Origin of the sequence: Saliphagus sp. GCM10025334 (assembly GCF_042663485.1) — an archaeon.
Taxonomy (GTDB): domain Archaea; phylum Halobacteriota; class Halobacteria; order Halobacteriales; family Natrialbaceae; genus Natronosalvus.
The window spans coordinates 41821-66396 of sequence record NZ_JBHTAF010000004.1 but is presented as its reverse complement, the minus strand read 5'-3'; the positions used below and the strand labels follow the sequence as shown (position 1 = coordinate 66396).

The 24576-nt window shown below is 62.4% G+C and carries 22 protein-coding genes; 12 read left to right on the top strand and 10 right to left on the bottom strand.

The annotated features are described in order from the left end of the window. Window positions 1–51: 51 nt before the first annotated feature. Window positions 52–711 (bottom strand): glycerophosphodiester phosphodiesterase, encoded by a 660-nt coding sequence (locus ACFQO4_RS16190; RefSeq protein ID WP_500262064.1) that lies wholly within the window; start codon window positions 709–711, stop codon window positions 52–54. Between the two features lie 241 nt (window positions 712–952). Here ACFQO4_RS16190 and ACFQO4_RS16185 point away from each other — a divergent pair, with 241 nt between their 5' ends. The 5 genes from ACFQO4_RS16185 (at window position 953) to ACFQO4_RS16165 (ending at window position 5992) form a co-directional block, all read left to right on the top strand. Continuing rightward, the gene (locus ACFQO4_RS16185; RefSeq protein WP_500261908.1) at window positions 953–1666 is read left to right on the top strand and encodes an SDR family oxidoreductase; all 714 of its coding nucleotides are present in this window, start codon (window positions 953–955) and stop codon (window positions 1664–1666) included. Window positions 1667–1871: 205 nt separating this feature from the next. Then, a complete protein-coding gene (locus ACFQO4_RS16180; RefSeq protein WP_500261907.1) occupies window positions 1872–3002 on the top strand; it encodes a branched-chain amino acid ABC transporter permease in 1131 nt (376 codons plus the stop codon). After that, complete coding sequence (locus tag ACFQO4_RS16175) at window positions 2999–4306, top strand: branched-chain amino acid ABC transporter permease (RefSeq protein ID WP_500261906.1); 1308 nt, start codon at window positions 2999–3001, stop codon at window positions 4304–4306. The genes ACFQO4_RS16180 and ACFQO4_RS16175 overlap by 4 nt, the downstream gene beginning before the upstream one ends. After that, window positions 4299–5150, top strand: coding sequence for an ABC transporter ATP-binding protein (locus tag ACFQO4_RS16170; RefSeq protein ID WP_500261905.1), 852 nt, complete (start codon window positions 4299–4301; stop codon window positions 5148–5150). The genes ACFQO4_RS16175 and ACFQO4_RS16170 overlap by 8 nt, the downstream gene beginning before the upstream one ends. Further along, entirely contained in the window at window positions 5147–5992 is an 846-nt protein-coding gene (locus tag ACFQO4_RS16165) for an ABC transporter ATP-binding protein (RefSeq protein WP_500261904.1), read from the top strand. The genes ACFQO4_RS16170 and ACFQO4_RS16165 overlap by 4 nt, the downstream gene beginning before the upstream one ends. Window positions 5993–6131: 139 nt before the next feature. Here ACFQO4_RS16165 and ACFQO4_RS16160 read toward each other — a convergent pair whose 3' ends face one another. Continuing rightward, window positions 6132–7418 carry an ABC transporter substrate-binding protein gene (locus ACFQO4_RS16160; protein WP_500261903.1) on the bottom strand — a complete coding sequence of 429 codons (1287 nt, stop codon included), beginning with the start codon at window positions 7416–7418 and terminating at the stop codon, window positions 6132–6134. Between the two features lie 288 nt (window positions 7419–7706). Between ACFQO4_RS16160 and ACFQO4_RS16155 the strand changes: the two genes are divergently transcribed. Both ACFQO4_RS16155 and ACFQO4_RS16150 read left to right on the top strand, forming a co-directional pair. Continuing rightward, a complete protein-coding gene (locus ACFQO4_RS16155) occupies window positions 7707–9251 on the top strand; it encodes an acyl-CoA carboxylase subunit beta (protein ID WP_500262063.1) in 1545 nt (514 codons plus the stop codon). After that, entirely contained in the window at window positions 9251–9628 is a 378-nt protein-coding gene (locus ACFQO4_RS16150) for a DUF8022 family protein (RefSeq protein ID WP_500261902.1), read from the top strand. Before ACFQO4_RS16155 ends, ACFQO4_RS16150 begins: the two co-directional genes overlap by 1 nt. 30 nt (window positions 9629–9658) lie before the next feature. Here the strand turns inward: ACFQO4_RS16150 and ACFQO4_RS16145 are convergent, their stop codons facing one another. Next, the gene (locus ACFQO4_RS16145; RefSeq protein WP_500261901.1) at window positions 9659–10399 is read right to left on the bottom strand and encodes a hypothetical protein; all 741 of its coding nucleotides are present in this window, start codon (window positions 10397–10399) and stop codon (window positions 9659–9661) included. 237 nt (window positions 10400–10636) lie between these two features. On the opposite strand from ACFQO4_RS16145, the gene ACFQO4_RS16140 reads away from it, so the two are divergent. Next, a complete protein-coding gene (locus ACFQO4_RS16140; protein WP_500261900.1) occupies window positions 10637–12472 on the top strand; it encodes an acetyl-CoA carboxylase biotin carboxylase subunit in 1836 nt (611 codons plus the stop codon). A 217-nt stretch (window positions 12473–12689) separates the two neighbouring features. On the opposite strand, the gene ACFQO4_RS16135 is transcribed toward ACFQO4_RS16140, so the two are convergent. From ACFQO4_RS16135 to ACFQO4_RS16105, 7 genes are all read right to left on the bottom strand, one after another. Then, complete coding sequence (locus ACFQO4_RS16135; protein WP_500261899.1) at window positions 12690–13199, bottom strand: DUF7529 family protein; 510 nt, start codon at window positions 13197–13199, stop codon at window positions 12690–12692. Between the two features lie 122 nt (window positions 13200–13321). Further along, window positions 13322–13768 (bottom strand): DUF7555 family protein, encoded by a 447-nt coding sequence (locus ACFQO4_RS16130; RefSeq protein ID WP_500261898.1) that lies wholly within the window; start codon window positions 13766–13768, stop codon window positions 13322–13324. Window positions 13769–13773: 5 nt separating this feature from the next. Next, window positions 13774–15111 (bottom strand): ABC transporter ATP-binding protein, encoded by a 1338-nt coding sequence (locus ACFQO4_RS16125; protein WP_500261897.1) that lies wholly within the window; start codon window positions 15109–15111, stop codon window positions 13774–13776. Next, entirely contained in the window at window positions 15108–16487 is a 1380-nt protein-coding gene (locus ACFQO4_RS16120) for an oligopeptide/dipeptide ABC transporter ATP-binding protein (protein WP_500261896.1), read from the bottom strand. The genes ACFQO4_RS16125 and ACFQO4_RS16120 overlap by 4 nt, the downstream gene beginning before the upstream one ends. Beyond that, window positions 16487–18205 carry an ABC transporter permease gene (locus ACFQO4_RS16115; RefSeq protein ID WP_500261895.1) on the bottom strand — a complete coding sequence of 573 codons (1719 nt, stop codon included), beginning with the start codon at window positions 18203–18205 and terminating at the stop codon, window positions 16487–16489. Before ACFQO4_RS16115 ends, ACFQO4_RS16120 begins: the two co-directional genes overlap by 1 nt. Further along, complete coding sequence (locus ACFQO4_RS16110) at window positions 18202–19239, bottom strand: ABC transporter permease (RefSeq protein WP_500261894.1); 1038 nt, start codon at window positions 19237–19239, stop codon at window positions 18202–18204. Before ACFQO4_RS16110 ends, ACFQO4_RS16115 begins: the two co-directional genes overlap by 4 nt. Window positions 19240–19408: 169 nt before the next feature. Further along, window positions 19409–21241, bottom strand: a complete 1833-nt coding sequence (locus ACFQO4_RS16105) for an ABC transporter substrate-binding protein (protein ID WP_500261893.1) — start codon at window positions 21239–21241, stop codon at window positions 19409–19411. A 334-nt stretch (window positions 21242–21575) separates the two neighbouring features. Between ACFQO4_RS16105 and hisC the strand changes: the two genes are divergently transcribed. The 4 genes from hisC to ACFQO4_RS16085 all read left to right on the top strand — a co-directional run bounded on the left by hisC (window position 21576) and on the right by ACFQO4_RS16085 (window position 24566). Next, on the top strand, window positions 21576–22727 hold the full coding sequence (gene hisC, locus ACFQO4_RS16100) for a histidinol-phosphate transaminase (RefSeq protein WP_500261892.1): 1152 nt from the start codon (window positions 21576–21578) through the stop codon (window positions 22725–22727). After that, entirely contained in the window at window positions 22724–23302 is a 579-nt protein-coding gene (locus ACFQO4_RS16095) for an adenylate kinase family protein (protein WP_500261891.1), read from the top strand. The genes hisC and ACFQO4_RS16095 overlap by 4 nt, the downstream gene beginning before the upstream one ends. Beyond that, on the top strand, window positions 23299–23913 hold the full coding sequence (locus ACFQO4_RS16090) for a CDP-alcohol phosphatidyltransferase family protein (RefSeq protein WP_500261890.1): 615 nt from the start codon (window positions 23299–23301) through the stop codon (window positions 23911–23913). Before ACFQO4_RS16095 ends, ACFQO4_RS16090 begins: the two co-directional genes overlap by 4 nt. 107 nt (window positions 23914–24020) lie before the next feature. Next, window positions 24021–24566 (top strand): multiprotein bridging factor aMBF1, encoded by a 546-nt coding sequence (locus ACFQO4_RS16085; protein ID WP_500261889.1) that lies wholly within the window; start codon window positions 24021–24023, stop codon window positions 24564–24566. The last annotated feature ends 10 nt before the right edge of the window (window positions 24567–24576 follow it).

Genomic DNA, 24576 nt, shown 5'->3' with positions numbered 1-24576 from the left:
TGCTGTCACGGGGAGCCGTTCGACGCCGCCATCACAGACCCGGATCGACGGCTACAGATTTAGCGGCCGATCGGCGGAGATACAATCGACGCCGCGATATCCCAATGCACGGGCGAGGAGTTCGTGCTCGATCGACCAGGCGTGAACCTCGAGGCCGAGGGCCTTCGCTCGCGGCACTAGCCGAGTAGCGAGACAGCGCCAGTAGTTCGCCCCGATGACGTCGCAGTCGAGTTCGATGGCAGTCGTCACCGGATGTTCGAGGTGGCGACTGGCCAGGAGGCCGGTCGGCTGGTCGCGATCCAGTTCGCGTATTCGTCGAAGCTCCGGATGGAGAAACGAGGTCGTCACGACCCGGTTTTCGACCCCCTCGAGCGCCTCGAGTACGTCCGCGGCGATGCCGAGTTCCTTCATCTCGAGGTTGACCTCGAGCGACGGTGGCAACGCCTCGAGAACCTCCTCGAGTGTCGGAATCGTGTCTTCGGAGTCTAGGACGGTGAGCGCTCGCAGTTCCTCGAGGGGTCGATCCGAGATGGCGCCGGACTCCACGGTGACGCGCTCGAGCGTGTCGTCGTGGAAGACGACGAGTTCGCCGGAGCCACACCGTCTAACGTCGAACTCGACGGCGTCGGCGTACTCCGCTGCCGATCGAATGGCGGTGATCGTATTTTCGGGGGCCGATCGGGCGAATCCGCGGTGAGCGATGAGTCGCATTGCCTGTGTGGACACAGTGGACGAACCTGCTTGAAGTCTGCCCTGTCGATTGCCGCCGTGGTCTTTCGCATCGGAGTGTGATTTCGCCCGTTCCGCACTCGAGAGCGACCTCGGCTATTCTGCACCGGCGTTCGAGTTTGGTCTTTCGCCCTCGAGTACGACTTTGGCCGATTCGCCCTCGAGTGCGATCCCACTCTACTCGCCCTCTAGTTTGATTCGGCTGGGCGTGGACGGGTCGCCCATGTCGACACCGACACTCGAGTTCGACGGAACCGTCGCAGTCATCACGGGCGCCAGCGGAGCCCTCGGAAGCGCTGCAGTCGACCGTTTTCGGGACGCCGGCGCGACCGTCTGTGCGGTCGATGTCGTCGAACCCGACGACGAGGACGCCCAACTCGACCCCGACGCGGACACCCACTTCTACCAGGCGGATCTCACGGACGAATCGGCCGTCGAGTCCCTGTTCGAGACGGTCCTCGACGATCACGGCCGATTCGACCACCTGCTGAACATCGCCGGGACCTGGCGCGGAGGCAATTACATCGAGGAGACGCCGCTCGAGGAGTTCGAACTGCTGGTCGACGTCAACCTCAAGTCGGCGTTTCTGTCGTCGAAACACGCCCTTCCGCACCTCCAGGAGACCGGGGGTGCCATCGTGAACGTGAGCGCGCGCTCGGGGCTCGAGGGCGGGTCGGGCGACGGCCCCTATCGGATCACCAAAGCCGGCGTGAAAATCCTGACCGAGACGCTGGCCGAGGAAAACCGCGGGGCGGTCAGGGCGAACTGCGTCCTCCCCAGCGTGATCGATACGCCAGCAAACCGGGAGATGATGCCCGACGCGGACCACGACTCGTGGGTCGACCCGGCCGATATCGCCGCAGTCATGGCGTTTCTCTGTAGCGACGGCGCCTCGGTGACCAGCGGCGCGGCCGTTCCAGTGTACGGCGAGGCCTGACCGTTCGCGTTTCTCGAGACTCGAGTGAAGAGGCCTTTTATAGCCCACTCGGAACCGATCTGATCGTACGCGCGGTACGGACCGATCGACGAATCCTCAATTGGCCTAACTGTTTTGTACCCCGACACTGTCTCGTGATCTCGAGGCACTGAGACCGAAGAGTTATTTATACCTGCACTCGCTTGGTTACGTGATAGCTTCACACATGGGAGGTTCAGAATCATTAACGTGGGGAGCCCGCATACGTGAGCAGCCGTTTCTGTTCGTGGCGATTCTTGCGGGGATGTTGTTGATGCTCGACCTGATTGCCAGGCTCGCAGGGGTCGAAATACCGATGATCGGCGGGCGAACGTTCGGTGGGCAACTGACGTTCGGTCGATTCAGAGGACTCGTCTGGAACGGCATCGTAGTCGGCCTCATCTTCGGCCTCGCTGGCATCGGACTCTCGATGACGTACAGCATTCTCAACTTCGCGAACTTCTCTCACGGCGATCTGGTGACCACGGGTGCGTTCACCGGCTGGGGTGCGGCGCTGCTGGTCGCCGGGTGGGGAACGGCGGATACGGGATATCTGTTGCTGGTTCGCTCGGGAAGCGGCCCGAACGTAAACGAAATAGGCGGCTCCATCGTCGAAGCACCGTTCGGTATCCTCCTCGGTGTCGTCGTTGCCGCCGTAGCCACCATCCTCGTGACGGTGCTCATAGATAGGCTCGTCTACAAACCGATGCGCGACAGGGGCGGCATTTCCCTGTTGATCGCCAGCATCGGTGCGGCGCTCGCGCTCCGGTACGTCATCCAGCTCGTCTACGGTGGCTCCAACCGCGGCGTCACCTCGACTCGAGACGTCGAAACGGAGCTCCTCGGTCTCTCCATCGACCTCCACGAGGCGTCGCTGGTCATCGTCGCCGTCGGGTTGATGCTCGGCATGCACCTCATGCTCCAGCGAACGAAACTGGGGAAGGCAATGCGCGCGATGGCCGACAACAAGGACCTCGCGCTCGTCACCGGGATTCCGACCGAACGCGTCGTCACGGCGACCTGGATCATCGGCGGGGCGCTCGCCGGTATCTCCGGCTACCTGTACGTCCTCGAGCGCGGAACCATCGAGTTCAACCTCGGCTGGTTCCTCCTCCTGTTTATCTTCGCCGCGGTCATCCTCGGCGGGATCGGCTCGATTTACGGGGCGATCGCGGGCGGGTTCGTCATCGGCTTCGTTCACGAGGTCTCGCTCGTCTGGATTCCCTCGGACTTCAACGCCGCTGCGGCGTTCGTCATCATGATCCTCGTCCTGCTCTACCGTCCGCAGGGCATCTTCGGCGGGGTGACGACCGCATGAGCGTCGAGACCGAAAGCGGCGGACCGTCGGGCGCCGACGACCCTTCGAGCGACGAACCGACCAACGTTCGCGCTGTCTTGGCCCAGGAACTGGCCGCGACAGATTTCCGGCTCATCCTGGTCACGCTCCTCGGCGTGTACGCACTGTTCGCCGTCTTCACGTTCGCTTCGGGTAACGGTATGGGGGCACTCAAATCGCAGTACACCCGGTTGTCGTTCCTGTTCGCCGCCTACGCCGTCCTCTCGCTGGCTCTGAATCTCCAGTGGGGGTACACCGGCCTGTTCAACATCGGCGTCGCGGGGTTCATGGCCGTCGGCGTCTACACCATGTCGCTGCTGTCGACGCCTCCGGACGCGATTTCGGGCCAGGGTCTGGGCCTTCCGCTACCGATCGGCGTCGTCGCCGGCATGATCGTGGCCGCGCTGGTTGGACTCATCGCAGCCGTCCCCGCGTTGCGCCTTCGCGCTGACTACCTCGCCATCGTGACCCTCGGCCTTTCCGAGATTATCCGCCTCACGGCAAACTCAAAGACGCTCTCGGACTGGACGATAGCGACCTTCGGGTTCGGTACCGGCGGCGGGAGCGGGACGGACCTTCCCGCCCGCCCGACCAATACGCTCGTCGAGACCTACTATGCGGCCAACAACACGCTCGCTCAACGCGCCGCGTGGGTCATCGTAATGCTCGGATTCGTTATCGCCATCTACTGGCTCCTGGTTCGTGTGGGGAACTCCCCGTTCGGACGGGTCCTCAAAGCGATTCGCGAGGACGAACTCGTCGCCCAATCCCTCGGTAAGGACACCCGCTGGTTCAAGATCAAGGTGTTCATGCTCGGGTGCGCCCTGATGGGGCTCGGCGGCATCCTCTGGCAAGGGTCCCAGAGCTACGTCAGTCCGGACTCGTTCCGGCCCATCGTCACGTTCTACGTGTTCATCGCCGTCATCATCGGCGGCTCGGGATCGAACACGGGCAGCGTCATCGGATCGATCCTCTTCGTCGGCCTCCTGTTCGAGGGGCCGCGAACCCTCGGGAACATCGTCTCGAGCGCGGTCAACCTCGGATCGCCACCGGGGACGTTCGCCGGTGCGGTCGAGCCCCTGTTGGTCTTTAACTTCGCGCCGTTTCTGGCGTTCCTGATCGACAACATCTCGGCGTTCCGATTTATCCTGCTCGGCATCGTTCTCGTGATCATCATGCAAAAACGACCGGAAGGGATGCTGGGCCACCGAACTGAGTCGGCTGCCGCAATCGACCTCGGCCGCGACACTCCTGGCGGAACCACCGGAGGTGACCGCGATGAGTGACGCGACCAGCACCGACGCGGAGGATGCGGCGCGGGCGGCGGGGACGACCGACGATCGCCCCGGTCAGTCCACCGACGTCCCGCTCCGAATCGAAAACCTGCGGAAGACGTTCGGCGGTATCGTCGCCGTCGACGACGCGACCTTCGAGGTCGAGGCCGGATCGCTCACCGGGCTCATCGGTCCGAACGGGGCCGGCAAGTCGACGACGTTCAACTGCATCGCCGGTGCACACACGCCCGACTCGGGTACGGTCACGTTCCAGGGTGAGGACATCACGGGGCTCCGCCCCGAACAGATCGCCAACCGAGGACTCGTTCGTACGTTCCAGATCGCGCGCGAACTCGAGGAGATGACCGTCCTCGAGAACTTGATGCTCGCTCCAAAGGGCCAGGTAGGCGAATCGCTCTGGCGCTCGGTAACGCCGTTCGCCCGCGGCGAGGTTATCGAACAGGAGATCGAGATACGCGACCGCGTCTGGGAGATGCTCGACTTCTTCGAGATCGATCACATCGCCCACACACAGGCGGGCACTCTCTCGGGCGGCCAGCGAAAGCTGCTGGAAATGGCGCGAGCACTGATGACCGACCCAGAAATGTTACTGCTCGACGAACCGCTCGCGGGCGTCAACCCGACGCTCGAGGAAAAGTTGCTCGATCGAATTCACGAACTACGCGGGCAGGGGTACACGTTCCTGCTCGTCGAGCACGACATGGACGTTATTATGGAAAACTGCGAACACGTGATCGTGATGCACCAGGGGTCGGTTCTGGCAGAAGGCGAACCGGAAACGATCCAGGAGAACGAACGAGTGATCCAGGCGTACCTGGGGGAGATGGACGTATGAGCGCCGATCAGTCACAAACGAAATCGCAATCGGAATCGCAATCGCAATCAGCGGAGACGGAAACGAACCGAGCCACCGAAACGAACGGTGACGACGCCGTCTCCGCCCTCCGCGACCCGCTCGCGACGGTCCCCGAGGAGACCATCCTCACCGTTCGCGACCTCGACGCCGGCTACGGCGACCTCCAGATCCTGACCGACGTCGACCTCGACGTCGGCGAGGGCGAGTACGTGACCATCGTCGGACCGAACGGCGCTGGGAAGTCGACGCTTATGAAATCCGTCTTCGGATTGACGGCACACATGGGCGGGTCGATCACGTTCCAGGGAGAGGAGATTCACCCACTCGCTCCTGAGGCGATCATCCACAAGGGCATCAGCTACGTCCCCCAGAACGAGAACATCTTCGGGACGCTCACCGTCGAGGAGAACCTCGAGATGGGCGCGTACATCCTCGACTCGGTGCCCGACGATCGGCTCGAGGCCGTCTACGATCGGTTTCCAGTGCTACGAGAGCGCAAGGATCAGAAGGCCGGAACGATGTCCGGTGGGCAGCGACAGATGGTAGCGATGGGCCGAGCGTTGATGCTCGACCCCGATCTGCTCTTGCTGGACGAGCCATCGGCCGGCCTCGCTCCCGACCTGGTTCAGGACATGTTCGACCGGATCGACCGGATCAACGACGACGGGACGGCAATATTGATGGTCGAGCAGAACGCCAAGACCGCGCTCAGGCGCTGTGATCGAGGCTACGTGCTCGCCCAGGGCGAGAACAGCTACACCGACACCGGGGACCGGTTGCTAGCCGACGACGAGGTGCGCCAGCAGTTCCTCGGTGGCTGATCGGTTCCCCGGAATCGGCGAACCCCTTTCGTGCGGTGTTTTGCGGGCTCACTGTTTCTCGAAGGCAGATATCGAACTCGTGATAACCGCGGCTCAAGTTGGGGCACCGAACGCTAAAAAATAGCCCACGGACGACCGATTATTCGGCTTCGAAGTCGATCGTATCCTGCACTTCGATGCTGCCACCCTGGTACCGCATGACGTCGTAGGCGACGCTCACCTGGTCGCCGTTGTCGTCGAAGTCGACGGGCGAGGAAGCACCCACGTAGTCGATTTCCTCGCCACCAGCCACTGCGGCGGCGGCGTCGGCGAGTTCGCTCGGTCCGTACTGTTCTCCCTCAGGGTTTGCGACCACGGGAATGTTGTCACGGACTGCCGTTCCATCGACCTCGTCGCCACCGGCCGAAATCGTCGCGAGGGTGATGACGGCAGCGGCGTCGTACGACTGCGCGTTGAAGACCTCCGGGGCGGAGCCGAACTCCTCCTCGTAGAGGTCGGCGAAGAAGTCCGCACCAGGGCCGGCGGCGCTCGGCGCCGTTCCCCAGACGTCTTCCATGTCGTTCCCGACTTCGCCCGGCAGTTCCGAGTCGATGAGTCCGTCGGGAACGATGATGGAACCCTCCCAGTCGTCTGCGTAGTCGCTGTAGTAATCGCGGAAGAGCGTAATGCCCGACTGCGGGAAGCCGACGACCATCAGTACGTCCGGTTCCCCGTCGAGGGCGTCACCAATCTGTGAACTGTAGGTGGACTGTTCGGCCTCGAACGAAACCTGGTTCATCACTTCGCCACCGGCTTCCTCGAACGCGTCGACGTACGAAGACTCGAGCGCCTGCCCGTAGTCGTCGTTCAGATACAGAGTCGCGGTCGAACTCCCCTCCAAGTCCTCCTCGACGACCTGCGCCATGACGGGGCCCTGGAGCGCGTCGCTCGGACACGTCCGGAAGATGAAGCCGTCGTCGTCGAGGTTCGTGACCGCCGGTGCGGTCGAGGAGGGCGACATACCGACGACCTGGTTCGGGATGAAGGCCTGTCGGGTCACCTGCAGGTTAACGTTCGAGGCGGCCGGACCGACGACGGCGGGCATGCCGCTGTCGACGAGGCTCTGTGCGGCAGACTGACCGGCGGAGGGATCGGTTTCGGTGTCGCCGGTCTGGACGTCGAAGTCGAGGGAGTCGCTAAGCTGGCGTTCGACCAGTAGCGCCCCGTCACGCATCGTCCCTCCGAGACTGCCGAGGTCGCCCGTCTCGGGCATCAAGACCCCGTATCGAACGGTTCCACCGTAGTCGATCTCAGCACCGCCGTTGTCGGTATCGTTCCCGTTCCCGTTGCCGCCGTCTCCCTGCCCATCGAGACAGCCAGCAACACCGAGTGCACCTGCCGCACCGATACCGGTTAGCACCTTTCGTCGTGGTAGCTTGTGTACCATGGTTTTTGATATCGCGGGGGATACAAAGACTTTATGCGTGAAATTGATCACGTTCCGTTATATTACGGGGTTCGGCGATAATCGCTTCCTTCCGACGATTACTCCAGAAATTCGATGACAGACGTGGACCAAGCGGTGTTCGGATTCAATGGGTTCGTTCGGTGACACGCCGAGAGTACGGACGCCGATCGGCGAACACAACCCGCAAACGACCATCCCAGAACGTTTTTTGTGCCCCTGGTCGTTCCCTCGGGCAATGAGCGGACACGGGTGGAACGACCGATGACGATGGAAGAGCGTATCGAGGAACTCGAGTCCATGCGCGAGGAGGCGCTGCTCGGCGGCGGCGAGGAGCGAATCGAGCGCCAGCACGAGAAAGGGAAGATGACCGCGCGAGAGCGCATCGAGTACTTCCTCGACGACGACACCTTCACCGAGTTCGACCAGCTCCGGACCCACGAGGAGCGCAACTTCGGGATGGAAGAGCGCAAGGTCCTCGGCGACGGTGTCGTCACGGGCTACGGCGAAGTCGACGGACGGAACGTCTTCGTCTTCGCCCACGACTTCACCGTCTTCGGTGGCTCTCTGGGCGAAGTCTTCGCCGAGAAGGTGACGAAAGTGATGGACATGGCGATGGAAGTCGGCGCCCCCATCGTCGGCCTGAACGACTCCGCGGGCGCGCGCATCCAGGAGGGCGTCAAGAGCCTCGCGGGGTTCACCGAAATCTTCCGCCGCAACCAGCAAGCCAGCGGCGTCGTCCCCCAGATTTCCTCGATCATGGGCCCGTGTGCCGGGGGCGCGGTCTACTCCCCCGCGATCACCGACTTCATCTTCATGGTCGAGGACTCGAGTCACATGTACATCACCGGCCCCGGCGTCACGAAGACCGTCACCGGCGAGGACGTCACCCACGAGGAACTCGGCGGGGCGCTCACGCACGCGAACAAGACGGGCGTCGCCCAGTTCGCCTGCGAATCCGAGGAGCAGGCACTCGACGACATCCGGCGACTGCTCTCGTATCTCCCGTCGAACAACGTCGAGGACCCGCCCCGCGTCGAACCCTGGGACGACCCCGACCGGCGGGACGAGGCCCTCGAGTCGATCGTCCCCGACAATCCCCAGAAACCCTACGACATGACCGACGTCATCGAGACGGTGATGGACGAGGGCTCGTTCTTCGAGGTGGCCGAGAACTACGCGAAAAACCTCGTCGTCGGCTTCTCGCGGCTCGACGGCCGCTCGATCGGCGTCGTCGCGAACCAGCCGCGGGTCAACGCCGGGACGCTCACCGTCGACGCCTCGATGAAGGGGTCGCGATTCGTCCGCTTCTGTGATTCGTTCAACATCCCCATCGTGACCTTCGTCGACGTGCCCGGCTACATGCCCGGGACCGACCAGGAACACCGCGGGATCATCCGCCACGGGGCGAAACTGCTCTACGCCTACTCCGAGGCGTCGGTGCCCCTGCTCACCGTCATCACCCGCAAGGCCTACGGTGGTGCCTACTGCGTGATGGCCTCGAAGAACCTGGGGGCGGACATCAACTACGCCTGGCCGACGGCCGAAATCGCCGTCATGGGGCCGAAGGGCGCGGTCAACATCCTCTACCGCAAGGAACTCGCCGAGGCCGACGACCCGGACGCCCTGCGCGAGGAACTCATCGAGGAGTACCGCGAGGAGTTCGCCAACCCCTACACCGCCACCGACAAGGGCTTCCTCGACGACGTGATCCGCCCGACCGAAACCCGCCCGCGGCTGATCCGGGACCTCGAGATGCTCGAGACCAAGCGCGAGGACACGCCCGACAAGAAACACGGGAACATCCCCCTGTGATGACGGTGCACGACTCCGAGACGCTTGAGGCCGAGGATGGGGACGAGGCCGATGATGACGAACCGGTCGAGGAAACGGCGCCCGGCGACGCCGCCGTCGACCTCGACTCTGGGCTCGGACTCGAAGAAGACGTCTCGATCACCCTCCCGGCAGACGCCACCAGCGAGGAGGCCGCAGCCATCGTCGCAGCGATCGGTGCCCACCTCCGGGACCTCGAAGCTGCAGCGGCCGCTCAGTCCGACGATACAGAGACCTGGGACGGCAAACGATGGTCGTTCGCCGGCCGGATCGACGCCCAGCAGGGTCGAACCGTTCGCGTTCCGACTCGAGCGCCGACGAATCCCTGGGCTGCGGCGGGACGAGCCGATCGGTTCTGACCGCCCGTTCTGCGTGCGTTTCGCCTCCTTCTACGCCGCGTAGTCGAGATTGGGTCGAAGCGATTCGATCAACGTCGTCGCGGTCGCCTCGAGTTCGTCGACGCAGGCGTCTTCGTCGCGGTCGTCCTGGAACTGGACGACCACGCCGCGTGCGCCGTCGCCGTCGTGAGCGGGAAGCAGGAAGCGCCAGTGGCGAGTCTCCTCGCTGCTCTGGGTACTCTGGTAGATGTCGATCTGGTCGCCTTCGTAGGTGAACGTCCAGTCGATGAGTTCGTTCGTGTCGAAGCCAGTCACCCAGTTGGTGGTGGCCTCCTCGTCGTCGGTAGGGTGTTTGTGCTGCTGGACGAGCACGTTGACCGGGTACGACGCGCTCCGTTTCGACCCAACGTGACCCAGTTGCGCGCCGATTCCGCTCTCCGACTCGTTGATCCCCTCGTTGTACTGCTCGAACGTGTCGGGGTGGTCGAAGTGAATCGGGAACGATCGATCGCCCTGATCGAAGGGGATCCACGCGCCCTCGAGGCTGGCACAGGAGCCTGTCGCGTTCCCGTCGTCCTGATCGTTCTCGTTGCTCCCGTCGCTCTCGTCCTGACCGTCCGCGTCACTGGAGCCGTCGGTGGGCCCATCGGCGTCGTCGACGAGACCATCGTCGCTCTCGTCTGTGCTTCCCGTACACCCGGCAAGCGCGGTCGTCCCCACGAGTCCCGCCAGGGCGAGGAGTCGTCGTCTACTGTACCGGCCGTCGGACCGTGACCCAGAAGCAGTGTACATGAGTATGAATTCCCTGCCGAACGCGCGAGCCGAACGTGGCCGCCAGCACTCGCGTCGTTCGTTTCGAACGTACAGACGACAACTCGAGCGATATACTCACCCCGTGACGAAAATTCGCACGATGAACACACTGTGCCGACCGCGATGGATCGACGCCGTCGACGCGAACCCGTTTCACCGCTGACTCGTTCCGTTGCGAAAAAGTAAGGTAGGCCCCTTCCGTCGATTCGAACAGGAATGTTCAGGAAGGTTCTGGTCGCGAACCGAGGCGAGATCGCGGTTCGAGTCATGCGGGCCTGTGAGGAATTGAACGTTGGAACCGTCGCCGTCTACTCCGACGCCGACAAACACGGCGGCCACGTCCGCTACGCCGACGAAGCCTACAACGTCGGCCCCGCCCGCGCGGCCGACTCCTACCTCGATCACGAGGCGGTCATCGAGGCCGCACAAAAGGCCGATGCCGACGCTATCCACCCCGGCTACGGCTTCCTCGCCGAGAACGCCGAGTTCGCCGCCAAAGTCGAGGAGACAGAGGGCATCACCTGGATCGGCCCCTCGAGCTCGGCCATGGAGAGCCTCGGCGAGAAGACCAAGGCCCGAACGATTATGCAAGAGGCCGACGTGCCCATCGTACCCGGCACCACCGATCCCGTCACCGATCCCGACGAGGTCCGTGCTTTCGGCGACGAACACGGCTACCCGATCGCGATCAAAGCCGAGGGTGGGGGCGGCGGCCGCGGCATGAAGGTCGTCGAGGACGAGAGCGAGGTCGACGACCAACTTGAGAGCGCCCAGCGCGAGGGCGAAGCCTACTTCGGCAACGACTCGGTCTACCTCGAGCGCTACCTCGAGAAGCCCCGCCACATCGAGGTCCAGATCATCGCCGACGAGCACGGCAACGTGCGCCACCTGGGTGAGCGCGACTGTTCGCTCCAGCGCCGTCACCAGAAGGTCATCGAAGAAGGCCCATCGCCCGCGCTCTCGGACGAACTGCGCGAGCAGATCGGCGAAGCCGCCCGCCGCGGGGTCGCCGCTGCCAACTACACGAACGCCGGCACCGTCGAATTCCTCGTCGAGGAAGAACCCGGGCGCGAGGGCGTCCTCGGCCCCGACGCGAACTTCTACTTCCTCGAGGTCAACACCCGCATCCAGGTCGAACACTGCGTGACCGAGGAGATCACCGGCCTCGACATCGTCAAGCGCCAGATCCGGGTCGCCGCGGACGAGGTACTCGACTTCGAGCAGGACGACGTCGAGATCGACGGCCACGCGATGGAGTTCCGAATCAACGCCGAGAACGCCGCGAAGGACTTCCAGCCGGCTTCCGGGGGGACGTTAACGACGTACAATCCGCCGGGCGGCGTCGGCGTCCGCCTCGACGACGCCCTCCGCCAGGGCGACGAACTCGTCACTGACTACGACTCGATGATCGCCAAGCTCATCGTCTGGGGCGAGGACCGCGAGGAGTGCATCGAACGCTCGCTTCGCGCCCTGCGAGAGTACGAGATTGAGGGCATCACCACCATCGTTCCGTTCCACCGCCTAATGTTGACCGACGAGATGTTCGTCGAGGGTCGACACACCACGAAGTACCTGGACAACGAACTCGAGCAATCCAGAATCGAGCAGGCCCAGGAACAGTGGGGAAGCGAAGAGTCGACCGCGGCCGACGAGGAGATCGTCGAACGCGAGTTCACCGTCGAAGTCAACGGGAAACGCTTCGAGGTCAACCTCGAGGACCGCGGCGGCGCCATCCCGCAGGCGGCCAGCAACGGGGGATCGAGCACTGCCGGCGCCGGCGGACCGCCACAATCTGCCAGCGGCGACGACTCGAGCAGCAACGTCGAGATCCAGGGCGACGGCGAGCGCGTCGACGCCGAGATGCAGGGTACGATCCTCTCCGTCGAGGTCGAAGAAGGCGACGAGGTCGCCGCTGGCGACGTCGTCGTCGTCCTTGAAGCGATGAAGATGGAAAACGACATCGTCGCCTCGACGGGTGGCACCGTCTCACAGGTGGCCGTCGAGGAAGGCCAGAGCGTCGACATGGGCGATACGCTCGTCGTCCTCGAGTAACGGAAACGTCGTCCTCGACATCGCTATCGACATCGACCTACTCGCGCCTCTCGTTCACTCGTAGGACGCGAAATCAGCACATACTGACCGCCGCGTTCTCCGCTCTGGTCGAACCAGTTGGACACCCTCGTACCCTCGTACGCTATCGGAAAACTATCGTGGGATTCCTCGTCGCAGTACCGCTCCCCACCACAGGGTGGTGTGAGAGGTAGAGCTATTACTCGAGGGAGTTCGGGAGCAGCGGTTCGTAGTCGTCGTGACGAATCGTCCCCAGTACTTCGCCGTCAAGCAGTTTGAAATGAGAGTACAGCGCTTGCTCCTCGCGAATCGCGGGCATAACCGGCTGGAAGAAGCGTACTTCGTACGAACCCGCGACGAGGATAGCGATCTTCTCCTCGGGATCGAGAAGTTCCGTCACCAGGAACGTGGCTTCGTTTACTTTGTTCTGGTAGGCCTCGTACGTGGTGAAGGTTCCGCGTTCGAACGCGTCGGTGAACGCGTCGGCGTGATTGTTCGGAACAACGTAGACGAACCCGAACCGATCGTCGTCGCCCGAATCACGCGAAATCACCGAGGTATGCACTGTCGGGATCGCGACGGCGTCCCATCCATCGTCGCGGCGCCCCTCGGCCATCGCTTGCATGTCCTCGTTCGTCTGCTTCCAGGCCTGCTTGGTCGCACTTGACGTCCGACGCATGCCTAAGCTGTCGTCCTCGGCCTTGGTCATAGTCCATTTCAGGGGACGAGCATGTTAATGGTTTCGAGTGGTCGAGTGGGGCTCGGGACCGAACCGAGGACCGTCCACACCTCTGAACGGCCGATCAGCACCGAAGGCGTCTCTCGACGCGCTCAGGCAACGCCAAACCACGTTTCCATCAGGTACGAGACGGCGAGGACACAGAGGCTACTCACGAATAACTTCATTGGTGGAGACAGCCGTACGTCCGGTGGCGGTAGTCGTACCCATCGCAGTGGTGGGACGGCACTGACGAACGTCTGAAACGGCGTCCGATGAGTGCCCTTCTCGATGTCCATCGGAAGGTCCGATTGCTCCGTCGACTCGTCGCCAGCAGCCGCCGGTGACGATGGCCACAATCGAATGGTCGAATAAGCCATGAGGATGAACCCCAGCAAAAACAGGACGAACTTTCCCCGTACGAACCCGCCACCAGTGGCGATACCGACCGTGAGAGCGACGACCGTAGCGACCGTCGCAACTACGAGTGCATACGTGAGCGTATCGACGACCACCAGGCCAGCGAGTCGCACTCGAGTACCGAGAGTCTCGCCAGCCACGTCGGTCACCGGTGACGATGCCGCTCGTCCAGGACCGGACCTGGCTCCTCATATGCGTCGTCGTGACGGTGACAGAAGCTCTTTCGCCCGGACTCGCTGACGGTGTAGAATTCGGGCACGTCCTGGTCACAGACGCTGCCGAACGATTCGTTCATGATCTCGAGTGCGCTTCCCTCGTCGTTGTCGCGGACGTAGTTCGCCACCTCCGACAGGATCCGTTCGACGTCTTCAGGAACCGAAACGTCGCTAAACAATTCGTCGTAGATCTCGTCGACAGTTCCGAGGCGGGGATCCTTGCCGAGCAACTCGCGGACCCGGTCACTCATCTTTCGTTCCGTCCGCTTTCGTTCACGAAGAATTTCTCTAAGCGTACCCAGTTGCGTCCAGAGGTCGTCGTCGAGGTGGTCGAACTCGGGTGGTCGAATTCGTGCTGGACACCGCGTGCTGAACGGACACCCATCCGGCGGATGGCGGGGGTTTGGCGGCGTGCCGTGGAGCGTGATCCGATCTTTCTTCGCGGTTGGATCCGGTTCGGGGATCGCTGACAGGAGCGCGTGCGTATAGGGATTGGACGGATCGGTAAACAGCTCCTCGGTTGGCCCAATCTCCATGATGTTTCCGAGATACATCACCGCAACCCGGTCGCAGATGTGCCTGACGACGGAGAGGTCGTGCGCGATGAACAGGTACGTCAGCCCGAACTCGTCTTGTAAGTCCTCGAGGAGATTGATGACCTCCGCCTGAACCGAGACGTCTAGAGCCGAGACCGGCTCGTCGAGAACGATGAATTCCGGCTCGAGCGTCAGCGTTCGGGCGATCCCGATCCGCTGTCGCTGCCCGCCAGAGAACTGGTGTGGATACCGATAGTAGTGCTCGCGCTGGAGCCCGACCTTCTCGAGGAGTTCACGAACGCGTTGTCGCCGATCTCGCGGGGTCTTCCAGTCGAATACGTCGAGTGGTTCGCGCACGATTTCCCCGACGGTCATTCGATCGTTGAGACTCGAATCCGGATCCTGGAAGACGATCTGTGCGTCTCGACGCCAGGCCTTGAGGTCGGCACCGCTTAGCGTGGTAATGTCGGTCCCCTCGAACCGAATTTCGCCGCCCGTCGCTTTCTCGAGCTGGACGAGCGTTCGTCCGAGCGTCGTCTTCCCACACCCGGATTCGCCGACGAGCCCGAGCGTCTCGCCGCGTTTGATGTCGAACGAGACGCCGTCGACAGCCTTGACCGGGTTGCTGCCGAAGAGACCGCCAGTATCGTAGTACGTTCGGAGGTTGTCGACCTCGACCATTACGTCCTCTTTCTGGTCCGCTCGTTCGGTTTGCATCGCTTTCTGACTCATTGGCTATCACCCGTCCCCGTCTCCGTCACTCTCTCGTCACCCGCAGTATGCCACTCGAGGCGGTGCATCTCGGATTTATCCTCCGGATACAGCAGACACGCGGCAGTGTGATCGTCGGCTCCTTCGTCGACTGGAACCGGGATCGGATGGATCTCATCGCAGGCCTCGAACGCCTCCGGACACCGTGGAGCGAACCGACAGTACGTCGCTGGCTCGTTTGGTGTCGGTACGTTGCCTTCGATCGTTTCGAGCCGCTCACCGGTCTGATTGCCGGGAATCGACCTGAGCAACCCCTGTGTGTAAGGGTGCTTTGGATCGCTAAACAGGGTTTCGACGTCGGCGGTTTCGATGATCTCTCCGGCGTACATCACGTTCACGCGGTCAGTGACGTCTGCAATCACTCCCATGTCGTGGGTAATGAACATGATCGCCAGATCGCGTTCGGCCTGAAGATCCTCGAGCAGTTCGAGGATCTGGGCCTGGATCGTCACGTCGAGTGCGGTCGTCGGTTCGTCACAGATCAACACTTCCGGATCGCACGCCAGAGCCATCGCAATAACTGCTCGCTGTCGCATCCCGCCGGAGAACTGGTGTGGGTACTCCTCGACGCGACGCCGTGCGTCCGGAATACCGACGTCTTCCAGCAGAGAAATTGCCTCCCGGGTGGCCTCGCGCCCGCTCATCCCCTGGTGCAGTTTCAGCGCCTCCTTTATCTGGTTCCCGACGGTGTAAACCGGGTTGAGACTCGTTAGCGGATCCTGGAACACCATGGCGATTTTGCCACCTCGCATGGCACGCTGGGCTTCGTCCTCGAGTCGAGTGATCTCGATGAAGCCGGACGTGATCTGCTCTGGAACGCTCGCGTCCCCCTCAGTGACGAACACAAAGTCGGTTTTCTCGACGGCACCGTCCTCGGCGAGACCGAGTTCTTCACCGTATCCGGCTGCGAGGAAATCAGCGAGAGATGCCTCCGACGCCGACGTGTACCCGAGCGTCTCCGGCGTGACGTCGGGAAGTCGCTCGAACAGCGTCTCCGGGTCGTACTGTGACTCGAGGCTCGCTACGTCGACGGTGTTGTCGTCGAAGCGTTTGGCAAACTCACGGACCGTCTCGAGATGGGTAAAGCGAATGCTGCTGGCCGGATCGATTCGGCCAGGGTTGTCTACCAGACCCATGAGCGAACGGGCGGTGACGCTCTTCCCAGAGCCACTTTCGCCGACGATACCGACCGTTTCGCCGGGAACGATATCGAACGAGACGCCGTCGACGGCTCGAATGACCTCTTTGTCCGTGTGGAACACGGTCCGGAGATTTCGAACCGAGACGATCGGATCTGGACGGGTCGAAACTGGATCAGCTACCGATTGCATGGACATCATCCACCACCTCCAGTGGCGGCCGCACTGGCTTCTCCGCTCTCTACGTCACTCTCCGGGTCCATCGCGTCGCGGATTCCGTCGCCCAGCGCGTTGAAGCCCGTCACGACGAGGACGATCAATAACCCGGGAAGCGTCGAGATGTGCCACGAGGCTGTCGAGACGTACGAACGGCCGTCGTTGACGATGCGGCCCCACTCGGGAGTCGGGGGATTAATTCCTAGCCCGAGGAACGACAGCGCTGCCGTCGCGATGATTGCCGCCCCGAGAAGCAACGACGCGTAAATCATGATGTACGCGGCAACGTACGGGGCCATGTGCTTTCGCATGGTCATCACGGGGCTCTGGCCGTAGCTTTTGGCGGCATCGACCCACTCCTGTTCGGCGACCTGGAGCGAGGGCCCACGTATCGACCGCCACAGACCCGGCCAGTAGACGAGCGCCAGAATCAGCGCGATGAGTAGACCACCGTCATAGATCGTTGCAATCGGGTGATTTGCCTGCTGGAAAATTACTGAAACCAGCAAGAGGAGCAAGAATCCCGGGATCGTCATAATCGTATCACTGGCCAGTACCGTCAACAGATCAGCGATCCCTTTGTAGTAGGCCGTGATGAGCGACAGCGACAGCGCAATCAGCGTGCCGAGACCGATTGCGATGACTCCGATCACTAGCGACGTTCGAGCACCGAAGACGAGGAACGTAAACAGGTCCTTTCCGCTCTGTGTCGTCCCCATCGGGGCGAAGCGATCGTACTCATCGTAGCTCATCGGACCGACGTTCTCTGACCCGCCGGTCGATTTCGTCTGTAAGTTCGCCGTCCCGTGAGTGACTGTCTCGACGCTGTCCCCCTCGAGGTATTCGAACTCGTGATCGTACGGGTTGTAGTGATTGTGGTCGATCGAGACGGGAGCGAGGGCCGGGGCCCAGGCCGCCATGACCACGAAGGCGAAGACGACGGCCAGCCCAAAGATGCCCCAGTAGTGGGTTCGGAATCGATTGATGCTGTCGTCTCGCGGCGTCCAGTTGGCTTCACGATAGTGGGTGCGGAAGGTAGTATACCCCTTCCAGATCCACACGAGAAGGGTGAACGCGTACGCGTAGACGACGAGTACGCGAATCGCCCAGGCCTGTCCGGACGAGAGGCCGAGGAAGGTCCCCTCCCACCCGCCATCGGGAGTTCTGTGCCCGGCGTTCGGAATGGTTTCGGTGCTGGTTATCGAAGGAAGGGTCGAGACCCACTCGGTTACCGCCGTCAACCAGCCGATGAGGACCTCGAGACCGGCTCCGAGAGGCGTAAAGACGACGAGTACGACGCCGATAGCCAGCCCCACGGCGACGAGGCCTCGTTCGATGACGTCGTCGATACCGGTCCCTCGGGAGAGGCCGAATTTGTTCACGAGCGAGACGGGAACGAAGAGCAATTTGACGATGACAGCCGCGACGGCGATCAACAGGAGTGCCATCAAGACAGAACCGACGGTTCCGGCGATCGGCCCGAGCGTCCCTTCGACGTTCCTTCCAACCCAGGCAGGGATCGAGGCGGCACCCCCGAGGCCGAATCGGATTCCGCTACCGGCTTTGAGCAAGCCGCTGGCGATCCGTCCGGTCTCCAGGGCGAGCAACACGAGCAACCCTGCCACCCAGATAATGGCTGGTCGTGGGTTCGTGGCGATGCGTTCGCGGAACGTAGTATCGTCGTATTCGTCGTAACTCATGTTTCATACCCCACACGTGGGTCGAGAACGGTGTACAGCAGGTCCTGTATGATGTTCAGCGAGATGGTAATTAGCGCGAATATAAAGATCAGCGACCCAGCAAGTGGAAGGTCTCCCTGATAGGCAGCCAGGAAGAACAATCGTCCCAGCCCGTTGATACCGAAGATGACTTCGACGATGACCGAGCCACCGATCAGGAGGAGTGCCTCGTTCGTGATCACCGGCAGGAGGGGAATCAACGCGTTTCGGAAGACGTGCTTCCAGATGATGACGCGATTCGAGAGTCCCTTTGCCTTCGCCGTCTCGACGTAATTCGAATTGATCGTCTCGAGCATCGCCGTCCGGCCGATTCGAAGCTCTGTCGCCATCGAGGCGGAGCCGAGGACGACCGCTGGCGGGAGGATTACTTTAATCGCGACCGCGAGCGCCCCTCCATCGAAATAGAATCCGTTTTCGAATCCGATGAAGTCGAGAGGTGGCGTGCCGATGAGACTCCTGACGTCGGGTCCGATGGTGTACCAGTCGAATCCGAGAAAGCCACCGCCCTGGGTACGGCGGAGGATAGCCAGAAACATGATTGAGAGCCAGAAGTTCGGCATCGCCAACCAGACGATACCGGAGAAGGACGCGACGTAGTCGGCCCAGCTATTCTGGTTCAGTCCGGCGTAGAATCCGAGCGGGATACCGACGAATAGCGGGAGCAACACGGCCCAGAATCCCAGCCAGATCGTTCGTGGAGCGTACGTCCCGATGAGGGCGTTCACCGATCGGCCGGGGTGAATGACCCACGATTGACCCAGGTCGAACGTGGCGAGGGACACGATGAAGTCAACGTACTGTTGCCAGAGCGGATCGTTCAAACCGAGCTGCTCTCGAATCCGTTCCGCTTGCGCGCCACTCGCTTCCGGACCGAGCATCGATGCAACCGGGTCGAGCGGTCCCATTCGGATAATGACGAAGATGAGCGTCATTACGAGGAAGAGGACCGGAATCATGAGGACGACCCGCTGGAAGAAATACTTCCATCGGCTCATTGAACCTCACCCGTCGTTTGATTATAGACCATATGTCGAATCTTGGAGTGGATAGGTGGTCTACTGTTATATGTATGCTGATTTCGTCGAGTCATTGGACTGTAGCGTGGTACGTTTGTTGGCACTAGAGAACCCGTGCTTCCAAAAATCGAGTAACCGAGGACAGGGGTTACCTGTCTAGCGTAACGGTGTTGTACTGCTGGCGGTGGCCGCCGAGCGGGCCAGTCTCCGGGATGTCGACGTGATCGTACCAGAACCGCTCGTTGAGGTTGTGGTACAGCGGCAGGAGGATCATGTCGTCGCGAACGGCCTCTTCGATCTCGACGTGCGCTTCGGCACGGACGTCCTCGTCGTCGGGCGACGGGTTGTTCTCGATCGTCTCCCAAGCGTCCGCGGCTTTCTGCATGTCTTCGGAATCCTCTTCCTGCCAGTCGAGGTAGTATCCGTTCGCCTCTCCGGGCATATTATCCGTGTTCGTGTTCTCCGGATTGAACCCGAAGTGACCGTAGGCAGGGTCGACCCAACTCCAGATCCAGCCGAGCGAGTAGAAGCCGAGGTCTCCGTCTTCCCCGCGGCTGATGAGCGTCCCGAACTCCGCCTGCTCAATATCGAGTTCGATACCGAGGCCAGCGACCTTGTCTCGAGTGAGCGTCGCGAACTCCTGGAACGCCTCGCTGTCGTACGTCGTGATCGTCAGCTGGAACGGATCGTCCTCCGTGTAGCCGGCCTCTTCGAGGACCTGTCGGGCCGAATCACGGTCGGTCTCGTTGGCGCTGTAGGGCCACTCGTCGACGTAGCTGTTGTACCCGTCGTTTCCGGTGGGCCACATTCCCGGCGGGGTGAAGCTGTACGCTTCCTCACCGCGCTCTTTGAACACGTTCGAGATCAACTCGGAGTGATCGGTGACGTAGGCGATGGCCTGGCGAACCGGCTTTGGCGTCTGGGCGGCGTTGAACGCCACGTAGAAGGTACTCATCTCGGCGACGCCGAGGTAGTTGACTTCTTCCTCGTTCTCGAGCGGGCCGTAGGTACCGACCTGGCGTCCCTGGTCGTCCTCTTCCGCGTCGATGTTGTCCGGCTCGTAGAACGGCGTCGGGATGCCGAACACGTCCGCGTTCTGCTCGTTGACGTACGTCCAGATGGCGTCGTCGTCCTCGAGAATCTGCCAGTGGACACCGTCGACGGAGGCGGCTTCGCCGTGGTAGTCGTCGAAGGCGGCAACGCGTGCTTCCGTGCCTGGCTCCCACAGGTCGTACTCGAACGGACCGGTTCCCACCATCACGTCGGTGGAAATTTCCTCCTGTGTGTATTCGGCGTCGTCGTAGCCCTCGATGTCGTCGACGAGGCCTTCCGGCATGGCCGCGAAGGAGTCGTACGCGAGGATGTCGAGTGCTGCTGGCTCGGGGTCGACGATGGTCACCTCGAGCGTTCGGTCGTCGACGGCTTCGACGGCGAGGGAGTCAGGGGTGACGACGCCCTCGTCGTCCACTTCGGCCTCGATGCCGAGCATGTCGGTGACGAAGTTCGCGCGCTGGCTCTCCCCTGACTCGGCGAGGCGGCGCCACGCGTATTTGAAGTCGGCAGCCGTGAGTTCGCTTCCGTCGTGGTACTGCGCTTCCTTGATCGTGAAGGTGTACGTGAGGAGGTCGTCGGAAATCTCGACTTCCTCGGCGAGCTGGTTCTCGACTTCGGCCTCACCGTTGGGGTAGTGAGTCAGGTTCTCGTACACCTGACCGATGATGATCCCGGACGCGGTGTCAGTCGACTGGATGGGGTCGAGGGACGACACCGTCGAATTGATCAGCCGAAGATCGTTGTCGGATGCACTGTTGTCCTCGCCGTTTCCGTTTCCGTTTCCGTTTCCGGTCTCGTTGTCAGTATCATTACCATTCCCTTCACCGTTGCCATCTCCGCCGAAGCACCCTGCGACTGCGGCAGTCGCGGCACCTGCACCAGTTGCCTTCAGGAAGGTGCGCCGTGAATAGGCGTTTTCGTTCGACATTTCGGCTGAGAAGAACCCTTCGAACCGTATAAAATTTGCTGTCTCGTCTGAGCCGGTATGTCAAACCAATAGATAGGCATACACACACTCGAAAACCGAATACACACAATAATACGAATATTGAACCGGGGGGTGCTTATCATATACGGAATAGCATACCACGATCTGGCGTCGCGTAGATACCCCACCTCACGATCGAATTTCGAATTCGGTAGCTCGTTCGAACGTGACTGGTGTGGATTCAGATTTTGACAACTATCAGTCACGTTAGCGGGCACCAGGTGTTTCGGCACAGGTAAGCACGCTTAAGCGTCGCGAGGAAAAGGCTTCACGTATGCATCCGCGCGATCTGTCCGACCACGTCGCCTATCAGGCGGGTCGAGGCATCGAGGAGGTCGCCCGCGAACTCGGGCGCGACCCCTCGACGTTCGTCAAACTCGCTTCCAACGAGAACGCACTCGGCCCCTCGCCTGCGGCCGTCGACGCCATCGAGGACGCCGCCGGACGCGTGAGTTCCTATCCGAAGGCTGCTCACGCCGACCTCACCGCCGCCATCGCCGACCGCTGGGCCGTCGCGGACGACCAGATCTGGCTCGCAAACGGCGGCGACGGCGCCATCGACTACCTCTCGAGGACAACCCTCGAACCAGGCAACGACGTGCTCGTTCCCGCGCCGGGGTTCGCCTACTACGGCATGAGCGCCCGATTCCACCACGGCGACGTTACCGAGTACGCGCTCGCGCGCGAAGACGACTTCACTCAGGACGCCGAGACGGTCCTCGAGGCCTACGACGGCGAGCGAATCGTCTACCTCACCAGCCCGCACAACCCCTCGGGATCGACGATCGATCTGGAGGCCGTCGCGGCGATCGCCGACCGAACGAACGAGGAGACGCTCGTTGTCGTGGACGAGGCCTACGGCGAGTTCGCCGACGTCGACAGCGCCGTCGCCCTGATCGCAGGTCGCGACGGGTTCGACGCCCGCGACGACGTCGCCGTCATCCGGACGTTCTCGAAGGCATACGGGCTAGCGGGCCTGCGACTCGGATACGCAGTCGTTCCGCACGCGTGGGCGGACGCCTACGCCCGCGTGAACACGCCGTTCGCCGCGAGCGAACTCGCCTGTCGGGCCGGATTAGCCGCCATCGAAGACGACGAACACGTCGAGCGGACGGTCGAGACCGTTGCCGAGGCTCGAGCGACCATGCGCGAGGAAATCGATGCACACGTCTGGCCGAGCGACGGGAATTTCGTCCTCGTCGACGTCGGGGAGGCGACGCCGGTCGCCGAGGCGATGCAGGAGCGAGGCGTAATCGTCCGCGACTGTACGAGTTTCGGGCTGCCGGGGTGTGTTCGCATCACCTGCGGTACGCCGTCCGAAACCGATCGAGTCGTCGAGACGCTCAACGAGGTGCTCGAGGACCGAGGACACCAACGCGAACTCGGCGCCGACGGCGGAACCCAAACCGAGGTGAACGGCGCGTGAGAGTCGCGATTACCGGCACCCCGGGAACGGGGAAGACGACGGTGACCACGATCCTCGAGGAAAGAATCGGTGATCGCCGCGGAGACCAACTCAGCGACCGCCACGAGGACCAACCCGAGAAACAACTCGAGGACTACGACGTGATCCACCTCAACGACCTGCTCGAACGCGAAGGGCTGTACACGGCCGTCGACGAAGAGCGCGACAGCAAGGTCGCCGACCTCGAGGCCCTCGAGGAACGACTCGCGGAGCGAGACGACGTCCTGATCGAGTCGCACCTCGCCCACCACCTACCGGCCGATCGCGTCGCCGTCTTGCGGTGTGAGCCGACAGTGCTCGAGGACCGGTTGAGAGAACGCGGTGAGAGTGCGGCTAAGGCCCGAGAGAACGCGGAGAGTGAGGCGCTCGACGTCATCCTCTCGGAGGCCGTCGACCGTCGCGGCCTCGAGTCCGTGTACGAAATCGATACTACGGACCGCGAGCCCGACGCGGTAGCCGACGAACTGGAGGCGGTCGTCCGCGGCACGCGAGCGCCGAGTGCCGGCGAGGTCGACTTCGTGGGGTACCTGGCATGACCCTCGATCAGCTTCGTCCGTACGTCTCGAGGTTCCTGGATCCGTTCGTGCGTGGCTTCGATCGGATCGGGATGTCCCCCGACGGCGTGAGCGTGATCGCCGGGTTCGTGGCAATCGCTGCGGGTCTCGCGTTCTACCTCGGCGGGGTCGCTCACCCCGTCTGGTACGCCGTCGGCGCGGCCCTCGTCTTCCTGAACGGCTGGTTCGACATCATCGACGGCGCGCTCGCTCGCGCGCAGGGCGTCTCCTCTCCGGCAGGGGACCTGCTCGATCACGTCCTGGATCGGTACGCCGACATCGTGATCATCGGCGGACTCGCCGCCGGCGTCGGCGACTACTGGTTGGGCTTTCTGGCGGTTACGGGTGTCGTCATGACCTCCTACCTGGGCACTCAGGCCCAGGCGGTGGGTCTCGACCGGGTCTACGGTGGGCTCGTCGGCCGCGCCGACCGACTAGCAATCATCGGAATCGTCGGCTTCCTCGCGTATCCGCTCGAGTCGTTCGACGCCGGCGGCCTCTCGCTGGTCGGCTGGCTTCTCGTGTTCCTCGCCGTCGTCGGCCACGTGACGGCTCTCCAGCGGTTCTTTTACTCCTGGAGCGCGCTCGAGTAGCGTCTGACTCGATCCGGCTCTCGTCCGGGCGGGTATCGAGTTCGATACGACCCGTCCGGATCGCTGGCGCCGTACCCTTTATCACGCGTGGTGCGTTAGACCCGACCATGGTTCAGTGCGAGATGTGTGGCGCCGAGACGTCGTCCCCGAAGACCATCAAAGTCGAAGGCGCGAAGCTGGACGTGTGTTCGAACTGTACCGACTTCGGCACCGAGGTGAAGACCGCCTCTTCGTCGAGCACGTCGACGAAGTACTCGACTGGCTCGGGTTCGGGATCGGGATCCGGGTCAGGATCCAGCAACACGTCCTCGAGCGGCGGTCGTTCCTCGGGGTCCGGTGGCTCGCGTCGCCGAGACATGTTCGACGAGATGGACGAGATCGTCACCGACTACGACGACCGCATCCGGCAGGCGAGAGAGAAGAAGGACCTCAGCCAGTCCGACCTCGCGAACGAACTCAACGAGAAAGCGAGTCTGATCCGCAAACTCGAGCGCGGGGATACCCTGCCAAGCGACCGGGTTCAGAGCAAACTCGAGCGATTCCTCGAGATCAGCCTCACCGGCGGATCCGGGTCGAACGAGGACAGCGACTGGGAGGGTGGTTCCTCGAGCGGGAGTTACACGCTCGGGGACGTCGTCAAGCGAAAGGATTGATCGAGCGGCG